Source organism: Herbaspirillum huttiense (assembly GCF_047300815.1).
Lineage (GTDB): Bacteria > Pseudomonadota > Gammaproteobacteria > Burkholderiales > Burkholderiaceae_D > Herbaspirillum > Herbaspirillum huttiense_A.
In genome coordinates this window covers 1,439,775-1,453,452 of the sequence record NZ_CP178608.1, presented here as the reverse complement: position 1 = coordinate 1,453,452, position 13,678 = coordinate 1,439,775, and the positions used below count along the sequence as shown (strand labels likewise).

The window sequence follows — 13,678 nt, the reverse complement described above, 5'->3', positions numbered from 1 at the left end:
GGAAACGCGGGGGCTATGCGCCTCGCAGTCGCCTGGCTGCCTTGGTTGTTTCTTTATTATTTCTTTGAGCTTCTTCGTCTTTGCCAGCAGGCAACCTATCCAAGAATACGGAGAGCACCAACTGGTATAATCACTATACCATTACACCAGATTGGAGATGCCTCAATTTTTTGCATGGATGAGGTGAATATCCTTTCACCACGGCCGGACTCCACCGTCGCACGGCACTTTGCGGCGGGGGCAGGATTCGTCCAAGGGCATGCAGAAGGGCGAACGCGCCCTTCCCGCGACCGCTTGGGCGGCGCAGGTGAAGCTTTGCGCGTTGAAGTGGGGATGAAAGAAAACGGTTAGCCGGAGATCAGCTCCGTGCCAGCGGACAAGCTCAGGCAACCCGGGGTCTTGGGCGCAACAAGTCCACGAAGGCCTCCCCTGCCCTGGACAACTGCCCGCCCTTGCGCGTGACAATGCCGATGGTCTGCGACATCGAGCGCAGCGTCACCGGCAGGATGCGCAGCATGCCGCGCTTGACGAACATCTCGGCCACCGCCGTGGGCAGGATCGAGACCATGTCGGTCCCCTGCTGCAGCAGCGCCACCGTCACGAAAGTGGAGGCGGTGGAGATCGCATTGCCCGGCATGCTGACCCCGGCCAGGTCCATCTCGCGCTCCAGCACTGCATGCAGCGGCATGTGGCTGGGATAGGTGACCCAGCGATAGCCGGCCAGCGCCGCCAGGCTCATCTGCTTGCCGCGCACACGCGGATGCTCGCCCGAGACCACCACCGACAGCGGCTCTTCCGACAAGGGCTGGTAGTGATACTTGCCGGGATTGTCCGAGACGCTGGCGCGCGCCACCAGCAGATCGAGATGGCCTTCGTCCAGGAGGCTCAGCAACTGCACGCTGGTCTCTTCGACGATATCGATGGAGAGCTCCGGATGGCGCCGCTGCAAGGCATCCACGGCCGGCACCACCAGTTCCGGCAAGGCCCCCATGACCGCCCCGATGGCCAGCCGTCCGCCGCGTCCGGAGCGGATCTGCGCCATCTCTTCGCAGAGCGACCCGAGATCGGTAGCCATCAGACGCGCATAGCGGATCACGCAGTGGCCGAACTGGTTGGGGATGAGGCCGGATTTGGTGCGCTCGAACATTTGCGCATCCAGCATCGATTCGAGCTCGGCCAGCGACTTGCTGGCCGCCGACTGCGTCATCGCCAGGGCGCTGGAGGCCTTGTGCAGGGATTGATGATCGTCCAGGGCGATGAGCAACTGCAGCTGCTTCATGCGCAGGCGGGACAGGAGGCTGTTGAGGCTTTGCTGGCTGGGCGCGGGTTTCATGGGTGATTCCAAAAAGCGATCACATGATGGAAAGTCTTCACTATACAGTCCATCGGGCCCCACGTATATTCAACGCCATCGCACCCGCCATCGCTGTGATGGCCCATGACAACCAAGACGGAGACTCCATGAGCACCCCCATTTACCGCGGCGTATTCCCGGTCGCCCCGACCATCTTTGACGAAAACGGCAAGCTGGACCTGGAAGGCCAGAAGCGCGCCATCGACTTCATGATCGATGCCGGTTCCAACGGCATCTGCATCCTGGCCAACTTCTCGGAGCAGTTCGTGCTCTCCGACGAAGAGCGCGTGCTGGTGCAGGACACGGTCTTGAAGCATGTGGCCGGCCGCATCCCCGTGATCGTTACCACCACCCACTTCGGCAGCCAGATCTGTGCCGAGCGCAGCCGCGCCGCGCAAGATGCGGGTGCGGCCATGGTGATGGTGATGCCGCCGTATCATGGCGCCACCTTCCGCGTGTCGGAAAAACAGATTTACGAGTTCTATGGCCGCGTCTCCGACGCCATCGACATCCCCATCATGATCCAGGATGCGCCGGTGGCCGGCACGCCCCTGTCGGCGCCCTTCCTGGCCCGCATGGCCAAGGAGATCGAGAACGTCTCCTACTTCAAGATCGAGACCGCCGGCGCCGCCTCCAAGCTGCGCGAACTGATCGAGCTGGGCGGCGACGCCGTGGTTGGCCCGTGGGATGGCGAAGAAGCCATCACCCTGATCCCCGACCTGGATGGCGGTGCGACCGGTGCCATGACCGGCGGCGGCTATCCGGACGGCATCCGCAAGATCGTCGATGCGTATTTCGCCGGCGACACCGAGAAGGCCGCCGAGCTGTACATGCAGTGGCTGCCGCTGATCAACTACGAGAACCGCCAATGCGGCCTGGCCGCCTGCAAGGCGCTGATGCTCGAAGGCGGCGTGATCAAGTCCGACATGCTGCGCCATCCGCAAGCCCCGATGCACCCCAAGGTGCGCGAAGGCCTGCTGCGCGTGGCGCGCCGCCTGGATCCGATGGTGTTGAGCTGGGGCAAATAAGGCCGGGTACGCCTGCCATATGCAGGGCGTCATCGGTCTCATCAAAGACGGGAGCTGCGGCTCCCGTTTTTTATTTTGTTGTCGCCTTGGAGCGAAGACGGCTTCCCATTCATCAAAATAGTTTGTAGTTTCCTCAAAACATTTCCTTCATTTCCACCAACGTCCCTCCCATCCCCCATCATCGCGCCTTCACACCGGACGCCTTCTCCAAGCGTGCATCCGGACTCCCTGAACTGCTCCCCGTGAAGACCATGCATCTCGAATTGAGCTACCCCTCGCCGCATGCCACGCTACCTGGCGTGGCCGATCATCTGCGCCAGTTGCTGCCGCTGCTTGAGTGGCTGGCCGTACAGGGACTCGCGCTGGAAAGCTGGTATGCACCGGCCGCCGAAGCCGGCTCGCCGGAATACCTGGCCTGCCCGCCCGCCTTCACCGGACAGGCGCCCACATCCGCCGCCATCGCGGTCTTGCACGATGAGGATGCGCTGCGCGACGACGACCGCTTTCGTCCGCTGGCCTTGTGGAGCGGAGAGGAAGACAGCGCCGGCGCCTTCCTGCTGCATTCCCTGGGCACGCAGCGCTACGCTGAGCCGTGCCACCTGCTGTTGCAAAGCCAGTTCATCCCGCAACTGGAGCAGCGGGATACGCTGATCTCACTGGTCAGCGCCATGGTGCAATGGTGGCCGGCATCCCGGTTGGAGATCGGCGTCAGCAGTCCACAAGGGGAGGATGCCCTCCTCGATGATCCGCTCGATGCGGTCTGGATGCGCTATCTCCCGCAGGTGATCGATGCGTCTGAAGTTGTCGCCGGCAACGGCCTGCGCGCGCTCCATGCTGCCGATGGCAGCCGGCTGGGAACGCTGATCCTGGCGGTGGATGCGGACCGGTTTGATCCCGCCAATGATGCGCATGGCCAAGCTGCCCGCGAACTGGCCGCACGCACATGATGATAGAGACGGCCCGCGCAGCCCCCTGCCACCGGGCGCATGAGCACGCCGCAGGCGGTTCTGTGGCATGCTTTCCCTTTGTCCCTGCAGAGGAAAATCCATGTCGCAGCCCCTCACCGGCGCCCCTTCCGGCCACTTCCGTCCTGTGGCCCTGGAACACGCCAGCCGCCTCATCAACCATGGCCCAACGGTCTTGATCAGCAGCGCCCATGGCGCACACCGCAACATCATGGCGGCCGCCTGGTCGATGCCGGTCGAGTTCACGCCCCCGCGCATTGCCGTGGTGATCGACAAGAACACCTGGACACGTGAACTGATCAAGCAATCAGGCCACTTTGGCATCATCGTTCCGGGCGCGGCGCAAATGGACCTGACCTACGCGGTCGGCAGCGCCAGCGGCCGCGACGAAGACAAGTTCGCCCGCCATCAGATTGCCGCCTTCACCGGCCCGGTGCTGGGTCTGCCTGTGCTGGAACAAGGCTGCGCGGCCTGGCTGGAATGCCGCTGGCTGCCGCAGGGCCAGACCGAAGATGCCTACGACACCCTGTTCGGTGAAGTCGTCAGCGCCGCTGCCGATGCGCGCATCTTCGAGAACGGCCACTGGAACTTCACCGAAGAGAACGCCGACCTCCACACCCTGCACCACCTGGGCGCGGGCAAGTTCGTGGTGGCCGGCAACCAGGTCCAGGCACGCCTGGGCTGAGATGCCGGGCAGCCGCGCTAGCAGGCCTGGATCGCTTCAGTGAAGCAGTAGCCCACGCCATGCACGGTACGCAGCGGCAGGTCACACATGGTGCTGTCGCGCCATTTGCGGCGCAGCCGGCTGACGGTTTTTTCCAGGATGCGCTCGTCGAAGCTGACCCACTCGACCCCGAAGGCATGCGCGATGGCGCAGCGGTCGGCCGCATGCCGGGAGCTCTCGGCCAGCGCTTTCAACAAGGCCACTTCACGCGAATTGATGCCCACGGCGTCGTGCTGCGGCGCGCGCAGCGTGCGTGCGCCCACGTCCAGTTGCCAGGCCTGCGGCGTTACGCGCCTGAGCATGGCGTCGAGGTAGGCGTTGAGCAGTTCGAGCCGCTGCGGCAATACTTCGCAGAAGTCGGCACCGCGTTCCAGTCCGGTGATGCGCACCGTCGCACTCTCATGCGGGGCGGCCAGCAGGAGAATGCCCATGCGGGCGTCGGCGCTGCGCAGTTGCCGCGTGAGCTGGTAGCCCGCCGCGCTGGCGCTGCCTACGTGGATGATGGCGATATCACTCTTGGGTATCGGCACCAGCAACTGCTCACCTTCGGCTCGCAGGCGGCCGACATTATGTCCCTGGTCTTCCAGAAAATTGCAAAGACTGCGGTTGCGATAGTTCATCAAAATATCTTCTACCAACAATATGCTGGCCATTTGGCTCTCCCTGATCTCATAGCGACGCATGTTCGATGGCGGACCTTGTACCCCGGTCCGTTCTGATGGTGGGCTGGGACGCGATCGCAGTTGCGGGGATCGGCTCCGGCTGCGGCAGCGATGCCATGCTCACCACGGAGAGGCAATCTAGCGCAAGAAAGCCGTGGGGTTTTCTCCCGGGTTTTGCGGGGTGGACGCCTGATTTTGCTGCAGGGAAGAATTTTTCGAATGGCAAATATCCGGCACCCGGCTTCAAGCTTGTTGAATTCAGCAGACTCTCTCTAAACCATCGCTGAGAAAATGCCTGCACCGAAACAAACAACCGATGGTCAACAGATCGAACAATGAGACTCCCTCCAGATGGAGCAAAGTCAGCGATACGGCGCCGCCCCCAAAATACGCATGCGGCAATTTCATGCACGACCCTTAATACCAAGTTAAAAATCGCACCTGATCATCAATATCGATTACTTCAACCATCCCTGACTGGCCCCTCTCCTGCCGGTTCTGACAATGAGTCTTCCCGTTGACTTCAGTCCTCGCATTTCGTAAATCAATTTCAAGTATCCTCGCGCGGAATTGGCGTCATGGAGTCATTCTTTTTTTGTTTTCGTCGCTGCGCGGCAAAATGTGCGAGAAGAAGGATCAGATAAACCATGAACGAAAACGCCAATGAAATCATCAGCAACCCGAACCATATATTGCCCCTCGGGTTGGGCGACGGAAACAACAGCTCGTTTAGGCCAAACACACAAAAAGCAGAACAACCAGCCAAGACTGAAAATTTTATCTTTTGAGAATGACGCCAAGCTGCCCCTCTCTCATGGCAGAGACCTGCAAAGAGCCCGCCTAACGCCTCCATGAGCGCCGCAATGACATCCGTCATCTGTACTCCCGAAGATGGTTAAAAAATCGGGTGAGTCACCCCACGTACAAGCTCTCATTCTTGCTGGCGCCGTCAGTACAAATGGACTCCAACGTTGCAAACGAGCGCATGCTGACACAGGCTCTATTCCCCGCCGCGATTCGCTACGAAATCCGTTCGCAATTTCGAAGCTATTCGAGATTTCCAGCCTTTTACGTTTTATGGATTGACAAATCGTTTTTATAAAACGCGGCCAGCCTGTCCGACGCCACATCGCGCTTGCCTGATGGACGCATCCGGCATCTGATCAAGCGACCACCGCCTGATGCCGGCCGCCTGACAACTCTGCGCTATCGAATTTTTTCGATAATTTCCTCGACGATGTTTTGCCCATCGACCGCATAGTTTTGATCCCGGGAAAAATATTTCCTGCCCGGCCGTTTTCGCTTCGTGTCTTCGATATTTCGCGGTAACTTCCCGCTCATTCAAGATGAGGCGAACATGGTCTACAAATCGATACACCCGGTGTACGCCGGGCCTTTGGCAGGGCAACGCATCCTGGTCGTCGACGACGCCGAGGAAGATCGCATGCTGCTCTCGGATTTCCTGCTGCGCCATGGTGCGCGGCTCTACGTGGCACGGGATGGACAGGACGGCTATCGCAAGGCACAGACGGTGCGGCCGGACCTGATCCTGATGGACATCCGCATGCCGGTCTATGACGGACTCACCAGCGCCCGCCTGCTCAAGGCCAATTCCTCCACGCGCAACATTCCGCTGATCTTCCTTTCGGCGGCTGCGGCCACCGAAGAAAAGGTCAATGGCTTGAGCGTGGGTGCCGTGGACTACATCACCAAACCCTTCGATTTCGAAGAAGTGCGGCTGCGGCTATGCGTACATCTGCGCTCGCCCATGCATGTGGATCTGCCACCGGTCACCCAGTCGCCCATCGGCCCGGCGCCACAAGGCGGCTCCAGCACCTTCGACATGGTGCTGTTCCAGGCGGCGCGCCGCCTGATGATGGACAAGCTCGACCAGCCGCTGGGACTCAATGCCCTGGCGGCGGCCGTGGGCACCAATGCGCGGCGCCTGTCGAGCGCCTTCAAGCATTGTGCCGGGGTGACCGTGTTCGACTTCCTGCGCGAGGAGAGGATGAAGGAAGCCCGCCGCCTGCTTTCTGAAAGCACCCTCGACATCGGCGCCATTGCGCTGGCCCTGGGCTACAGCAATACGGCCAACTTTTCTACGGCCTTCCGCGAACGCTTCGGCATGCCGCCCAGCCAGTTCCGGCGCTGACGAGAGGACGATGTCACGCCTGCGCGCAGCACTGCAATGGCCGTGGCTGCTGCTATGCGGCCTGCTGTCGCCGCTGGTGCTGGCCACGCCAGTGCCACCGTCCATCAACTTGGCGGGCATCGCCGCGCACCAGGTCATCACCCCGCAATTGCAGGTGCTGCGCGACGCCCGCGCCGGCGAGCTGCTCTCGGCTGCGCTGGCCAGCGCGCAATGGGAATCCATCAGCGTCCCCATGCTGCAGGAGGGCTACAGCACCGGCGCCTTCTGGCTGCGCGGGCAGGTCCGCAATGACAGCAGCGAGCATGTCACGCGCTGGCTGGCCCTGGGCTCGGCACGCTTGCAGGACGTGCGGCTGTACTGGCTGCCACCGTCCCCGTCGTCGTCCGCACGCCAGGCCGATGCGCTCATCCCGCGCTACGCGGGCACCCTGCATCCGCTCGGCCAACGCGACATCGCCAGCCGCACTCCCCTGTTTCCGCTGACGCTGGCCCCGGGTGAAGAGCGGCAGTGGGTGCTGCGGGTGGCCGGCGATTCGGCCATCGATCTCAATGTGGCGCTCTGGGAAAGCGCCGCGTTTCGCCAGGATGAAGGGCGCGAGCTGGCCATCCAGGCGTTCGTGCTGGGCGTGTCGCTGTTGCTGGTGACCTATGCGCTCATCCAGGGCATCGCCTGGCACGACCGCGGCTTCGTGCTCATGGCCGCGTGGATCGTGACGGCGCTGGCCTACATCTGGACCTTCCAGGGCTATTTGCAGCTCTACCTGTTTCCCCAGGGTGGCGCCTGGCTGGTGCGCACCCCGGCCACCCTGGGCTGCCTGGCCACGCTGCTCTACGTGCGCATGAGCTATGTGCTGGTCGGGCTGGAGCGCCTGCGCCCCTGGAATGGCATCTATGCCGTCATGCAGGCGCTGCTGATCGCGGTGATCGGCGGGACCGCGCTGGGCGACTACCGGGTCGCCGCCCCGCTGGCCAATGCTACCGCTGCGCTGGCCTATGTGATGTGGCTGGCCTCGCTGCTGCACGCCTGGCGATCTGGCCTGCCACATGCCCGGGTGTTGACGCTGTCCTTCGCCCTGGCCTGGCTGGGCATGTCGGTCAAGCTGCTGGAACTGAACGGACTGGTCGACCGCAGCCTGCTGCCGGACTGGCATTTCGCGGCGCTGTTCCAGATCGGGCTGTTGTGCATGACGGCCCTGGTGATCATCGGCCGCGCACTGGAACTGCATCGCAAGCATGACCAGATGCAGTGGGCCATGCTCTACCTGCGCGTGCGTGAGCAACTGAAACTGGAACAGGCCGTGGCCGCCCGCACCCGCGAACTGCGCGAAGCGCTGGAGGCGGCCGACCAGGCCAACCAGGCCAAGACCGGCTTCCTGACCCGCATCAGCCACGACCTGCGCACCCCGCTGACGTCCATCCTGGGCTTTGCCGACATGCTGCAGACGGGCGGCGACGAGCGTGCGCGTCACGGCCGCATCATCGTACGCAGCGCCCGTCACATGCTGGCCATGGTCAATGACCTGATCGACTATGCGCGCGGCGACCGTCCCGACCTGCCGCACCCGGCCCCGGTCTACGCCCACGCGCTGCTGCAGGAGATCGGCCAGGAAGCCAGCCTGCTGGCCCAGCGCCAGCACAATGCCTTTCGCCTGCAGGTGGCCCCGACGCTGCCGCCGGTGCTCACCCTTGATGCCCGGCGCGTACGGCGCATCCTCGGCAACCTGCTGGACAACGCCGCCAAGTACACCCGCGATGGCCGCATCGTGCTACAGGTGCAATGGCATCCTGCCTCGGCGCAATCGGGCATGGGGGTCATGGAAATGCAGGTGCGCGACACGGGCTGCGGCATCCCGCTGCATTTCCAGAAACGGGTGTTCGAACCCTTCGAGCGCGCCCATGCGGACCGCTCGCAGCCGGGCATCGGCATGGGCCTGGCCATCGTGCGCCAGTGGATCCAGCAGATGGGCGGCCAGGTCGCACTGTCGAGCCGGCCCGGTGAAGGCACCACGATGACGCTGCGCCTGCCGGCGGCCATCGGCAGTGAGCGCGACGTGGCCCGCCATGATGCCCCGGAAGACGCCTGCGGCCGCCTCCTGATCGATGGCGAGGGGCGCCTGGTGCTGGTGGTGGAAGACCATGCCGACATCGCCCACTTGCTGGGCGACCAGCTGAGCAGCGTCGGCTTCGCGGTGGAACTGTATGCCGACGCCGAGCGCGCCATCGCCCGCATCGCCGCACCCGATGCCCCCGCCGTGGCGCTGGTGCTGACCGATTACCAGTTGCCGGGCCTGCATGGCGATGCCGTACTGCAGGCGGCACGGCACCATCTGCCGGGCATACCGGTCCTGCTGCTGTCGGCCACGCTGCAGCCCGAACGCAGCGAAGGGGAGAGTGAACAATTCGATGCCTGCCTGCTCAAGCCGGTCAATTTCCTGGAACTGCAGGAGACCATCGGCCGGCTGCTGGGCCTGCAAAAACAGGATCCGTCAAGCGAGGACAGCCCCGGCCCGCCCTTGCAGCGCCCGGCAGCGGCCGACCTGCAGGAGGCGCTGGCCCTCATCGAGATGGGGGCGGTGTCGGATTTGCTGGACTGGTGCGATACGCTGCAGCAGAGGAATCCGATCTGGAGCGGTTTTGTGGCCATGGCGCGGCAGCTGGTCATGGATGCGGACCTGAGCACCCTGGAGGCGCTGTGCCAGACGGATCAGCCGGTGCGATCCATTGATGAGTGAAGCCTGAAAGATAGAAAGGCCGTTCGCAAACACACCAAAGAAGCGCCGGCCCGCGGCTGCTAATCCCGCTCCCGGCTACGTTCATCCTCCCCCGCTGACTCGCCTTCAGGACGGCTGCGCGCCAGCTCCGCATTGCGCTGGTTGATCTGGTACTGCTCCTCGGCATGCTGGAAAGCCAGTTGCTCCTTGGGCGAACGGCTGCACGCCCCCAGCGTCAAGGGCAGTACCACAGCCAGGGCCAGGAGGGCGAGCGAGGCCAACGGGAGGGGGGCCGGTTGGATTGTCACGTATAGTCTCCAAATTTATATTTCTATCCGGCAATATACCCCTCACCAATCCTCACTGCAAGTCTCTCCTTCCTGCGCTACGGGCAGTCAAGTCAACCGGTCCGCTCCTGCGATACAGCCGGCAGATGCTCAATGGCGCGCCGCGATCCAGTCCCAGGTATCGGCCGCCTTCATCGGCCGTGCGATGCCATAACCCTGCCCGTATTCGCAACCGAGATGATGCAGGATGCGCCGGCACTTCTCGGTTTCCACGCCTTCGGCCACTACCGCAAAGCCCAGCTTCTGGCCGAGGTGGATCATCGAGGGCACTATCTGCTGGTCTGAATAATTGCTTTCCATGGTGCGGATGAAGGACTGGTCGATCTTCAGGTAATCCGCTGGAATGTTCTTGAGGTAGCTGAGATTGCTGAATCCGGCACCGAAGTCATCGATGGCCACCTTCACGCCCAGGCGCTTGATTTCCTCGATCCGGCCGTAGAGTTTTTCCGGGTTCTTGCTCATCGCGCTTTCGGTGAACTCGATCTCGATCAGGCCGGCCGGAATGCGATGCCGGCGCAACTGCACGGCTAGCGTCTGCACCAGGTCATCGTTGTCGAAGTCGCGCGCCGACACGTTGATGGCCACCGCAATGGCTCGCCCCTGGCGGGCCCACGCGGCAGCCTGTTCGATGCCATGCTGCAGCACCCACAAGGTGACCTGGCGAATCAGCGCGGTCTTCTCGGCCAGCGGAATGAAGAGTGCCGGCGAGATCACGCCGTGCACCGGATGGCGCCAGCGCAACAGCGCTTCGACGCCAGCGCACTGGCCCGAGGACAACGCAATCTTGGGCTGGTATTCCAGCCACAGCTGATCCTGCGCCAGCAAGGCCGCCGGCATGGCCGACAGCAATTCAAAAGAGTGCTTCTGCTGGCGCCCCAGCGGCTGCTCGTAACTGCATTGCAGCCGGCCGGACTCGCGGGCCATGTCGGCGGCCGTAAGCAAAGACGGTACCAACTCTCCGATCTCATCACATTGGGCCAGCGGCACGATGCCCACTGAAATCTGCAGACGATGCGGAATGCCCTGGTGCTCCACCGTGCCGGCAAAGGCCCGATCGACCCGCTCGACCTGGGCCTGCCAGCCATCTCGCCGCTCCAGGTAAGCGAAGGTGGTGGTCCCGATGCGATAGAGCGCCACCTCCCCGAGCGCCTGCCGCAGTTGGCCCATGGCCTGGATCAGGAAGCCCTCGACGTAGTCCCAGCCCAGCGCCTTGATCATGTCGCGCAGGTAGGTGCGGTCACAGATGTCGACTGCCACCGCCGTGAGCTTGCCCGAGAGCACCCCGGCCCCCTGCCCGAAGGCAGCCAGCTCCTGCAGATCAGCGTCCAGTCGGCTGCGATTGGGCAGCGCGGTCAGGCTATCCATGTAGCTGGCCGCCCGCAGCGTATCGAGGCGTGCCATCACCACGGCCGCCAGCTGCCGCAGCGTGAGCCGCTCGGCCCGGGTGAACGCGGTACGGGGGGAGGTGCTGATCACGCACAGCGTCCCCAGCCTGACCCCATCGGCCGTCTCCAGCGGTGCGCCGGCGTAGAAGCGGATGCCCGGTGCACCGGTGACCAGTGGATTGCCGGAAAATCGCGCATCCAGGCTGGCGTCCGGCACCACCATCACTTCGTCCTGCTCGATGACGTGGCTGCAGAACGATTGCGAACGCGGTGTGCCGGCCGCTTCCAGCCCGCGCCGCGACTTGAACCATTGACGCTTCTCGGCCACCAGCGAGACCAGCGCAATCTCGGTTCCGAAGAGCGTGCAAGCCAGTTCCGTCACCAGGTCACAGAGCACATCGGGCTGCGTGTCCAGCACGCAGTACGTGTCCAGTACCGCCAGGCGCTGCTGCTCGTGCGGCAGTGGCGCGTCCCGCGGGATCGCCGCTGTCAGCGCGGGCGGCAGGCGAAGGAGCTCGGCGTGCATGCGGCCGCCCTGTTCAGAAAGTGACCCATTCGTCGGAAGCGCCTGCCGCGTGACGGCTCGCCAGGGCGGGGGCTACCGGCTTGCTCAGGCGCGGCTCACGGGCTGTTGCTCGCGGTTTCGCAGCGAGCGGGGCCGGCTTGGCCGGTGATGCCGAAGCGATGTTCGCATCCAAGGCAGGCTCCTGCGCAGCATGGCCATCCAGGCGGAACACACTGACAGCCTTCGCCAGTTCTTGCGCCTGTTCCTGCAACGCTTGGGAGGCGGCAGCGGCTTCTTCCACCAGAGCCGCATTCTGCTGCGTGACCTGGTCCATCTGGCCCACGGCCTGGCTGACCTGTTCGATGCCGGAACGCTGTTCTTCGCCTGCGGCACTGATCTCGTTGATCATGCCGGTCACGCGCTGCACGCTTTCGACGATCTCGCGCATGGTGTCGCCGGCTTCGTTGACCAGCACGCTGCCCGATTCGACCTTGGCCACGGAGTCGCTGATGAGGGACTTGATTTCCTTGGCCGCGGCTGCCGAACGTTGCGCCAGGCTGCGCACTTCGGTGGCCACCACCGCAAAGCCACGCCCCTGCTCGCCGGCGCGCGCCGCTTCCACGGCGGCGTTCAAGGCCAGGATGTTGGTCTGGAAGGCGATGCCGTCGATGACGCTGATGATGTCGACGATCTTGCGCGAGGAGGCGTTGATTTCTTCCATCGTTTCCACCACGCGGCTGACCACGCCGCCACCGCTGCTGGCAATGTCGGAAGCGGCTTGCGCCATGCGGTTGGCTTCACGGGCATTGGCGCTGTTCTGCTGCACCGTGGAGGTCAGTTCTTCCATCGAGGAAGCGGTTTCCTCCAGGGAGCTGGCCTGCTGCTCGGTACGCGAGGAGAGATCCAGGTTGCCGGTGGCGATCTGCGAAGAAGCAGTGGCGATCATGTCGGTGCCACGGCGTACGCCGGAGACAATGTGCACCAGGCTGGCATTCATGTCCTTCAAGGCGCCCAGGAGTTCACCGGTTTCATCCCGCGAACGCACCTCGATGCGTGCGGTCAGGTCACCGCCAGCCACCTGGCGGGCCAGGCGCACGGCCAGTGCCAACGGACGGGTGATGTTGTTGGCCAGCCACCAGGCCAGCAGCATGGCCAGCACTACTGAAACGATGCCACCGACGATGAGGGTATTGCCGGTCACCGATTTGAGGGCGGCCGCTTCCTCAGCACGCGCAGCCAGCAGCGACGACTCGGCACCGTCCATCTCGGCCACCAGACGGCGCATGTTGTCCATCTCGGTCTTGCCCTTTCCGGCCTGCTCCAGCGCGGTCACGGCCGCCATCTGCTCGCGCCCGTCACGTACTGCACGGCGCAGGGTGATGGCCGGATCGATGGCCGTATTGAGCCAGCGCTGTTCGGCCTCCGTAATCTGCTGCAGTCGTTGCTGCTGGGCCGGGTTATCGGCGGTCAGCTCGCGGGCTTTTTCGAGGTATTTCTTGAAGTTGGCGTTGCCCAGCTGGTACGGTTCCAGCGAGGCGTCATTGCCGGTGAGCGAAAATCCGCGCTGGCCGGTTTCAATGTTGATGAGGCTCTCGATCATGCCTTGCAACTGGTCGCGCACGTCATAGGTATGCACGTTCCAGTCATTGGCCGCACCCAGCCGCGCAAAATTGGCATAAGCCACGCTGACCAGGATGACCAGGATGGCGGAGACGACGCCAAAGCCGATGTAGAGACGGGTGCCGATTTTCAGGTCCGATAGTTTCATGATGGTTCTTTCAGGAGACGGCAAGGTTTCTCGAATGGATCGACCCGTGTCCATCAGGAACGGGCCGATTCTTTTTAT

The 13,678-nt window shown here is 63.3% G+C and carries 11 protein-coding genes; 5 read left to right on the top strand and 6 right to left on the bottom strand.

All coding sequences use genetic code 11. The features are described 5' to 3' along the window. Positions 1–382: 382 nt before the first annotated feature. Complete coding sequence (locus ACLRDN_RS06645) at positions 383–1,333, bottom strand: LysR family transcriptional regulator (RefSeq protein ID WP_413459502.1); 951 nt, start codon at positions 1,331–1,333, stop codon at positions 383–385. Positions 1,334–1,461: 128 nt separating this feature from the next. On the opposite strand from ACLRDN_RS06645, the gene ACLRDN_RS06640 reads away from it, so the two are divergent. The 3 genes from ACLRDN_RS06640 (at position 1,462) to ACLRDN_RS06630 (ending at position 4,032) form a co-directional block, all read left to right on the top strand. Then, positions 1,462–2,382 carry a dihydrodipicolinate synthase family protein gene (locus ACLRDN_RS06640; protein WP_145606537.1) on the top strand — a complete coding sequence of 307 codons (921 nt, stop codon included), beginning with the start codon at positions 1,462–1,464 and terminating at the stop codon, positions 2,380–2,382. Between the two features lie 251 nt (positions 2,383–2,633). After that, the gene (locus ACLRDN_RS06635; RefSeq protein WP_413459501.1) at positions 2,634–3,329 is read left to right on the top strand and encodes a hypothetical protein; all 696 of its coding nucleotides are present in this window, start codon (positions 2,634–2,636) and stop codon (positions 3,327–3,329) included. 100 nt (positions 3,330–3,429) lie between these two features. Then, the gene (locus tag ACLRDN_RS06630) at positions 3,430–4,032 is read left to right on the top strand and encodes a flavin reductase family protein (RefSeq protein ID WP_413459500.1); all 603 of its coding nucleotides are present in this window, start codon (positions 3,430–3,432) and stop codon (positions 4,030–4,032) included. Positions 4,033–4,049: 17 nt separating this feature from the next. On the opposite strand, the gene ACLRDN_RS06625 is transcribed toward ACLRDN_RS06630, so the two are convergent. Continuing rightward, a complete protein-coding gene (locus ACLRDN_RS06625; RefSeq protein WP_413459499.1) occupies positions 4,050–4,691 on the bottom strand; it encodes a winged helix-turn-helix domain-containing protein in 642 nt (213 codons plus the stop codon). A gap of 592 nt (positions 4,692–5,283) precedes the next feature. Next, on the bottom strand, positions 5,284–5,610 hold the full coding sequence (locus tag ACLRDN_RS06620) for a hypothetical protein (protein ID WP_413459498.1): 327 nt from the start codon (positions 5,608–5,610) through the stop codon (positions 5,284–5,286). A gap of 480 nt (positions 5,611–6,090) precedes the next feature. On the opposite strand from ACLRDN_RS06620, the gene ACLRDN_RS06615 reads away from it, so the two are divergent. Then, a complete protein-coding gene (locus ACLRDN_RS06615) occupies positions 6,091–6,885 on the top strand; it encodes a helix-turn-helix domain-containing protein (RefSeq protein WP_413459497.1) in 795 nt (264 codons plus the stop codon). A gap of 10 nt (positions 6,886–6,895) precedes the next feature. Further along, a complete protein-coding gene (locus ACLRDN_RS06610) occupies positions 6,896–9,616 on the top strand; it encodes an ATP-binding protein (protein WP_413459496.1) in 2,721 nt (906 codons plus the stop codon). Between the two features lie 59 nt (positions 9,617–9,675). Here ACLRDN_RS06610 and ACLRDN_RS06605 read toward each other — a convergent pair whose 3' ends face one another. From ACLRDN_RS06605 to ACLRDN_RS06595, 3 genes are all read right to left on the bottom strand, one after another. Further along, positions 9,676–9,903 (bottom strand): hypothetical protein, encoded by a 228-nt coding sequence (locus ACLRDN_RS06605; RefSeq protein WP_413459495.1) that lies wholly within the window; start codon positions 9,901–9,903, stop codon positions 9,676–9,678. 129 nt (positions 9,904–10,032) lie between these two features. Further along, entirely contained in the window at positions 10,033–11,853 is a 1,821-nt protein-coding gene (locus tag ACLRDN_RS06600) for an EAL domain-containing protein (protein ID WP_413459494.1), read from the bottom strand. 13 nt (positions 11,854–11,866) lie between these two features. Beyond that, positions 11,867–13,600, bottom strand: a complete 1,734-nt coding sequence (locus tag ACLRDN_RS06595) for a methyl-accepting chemotaxis protein (RefSeq protein WP_413459493.1) — start codon at positions 13,598–13,600, stop codon at positions 11,867–11,869. Positions 13,601–13,678: the final 78 nt, after the last annotated feature.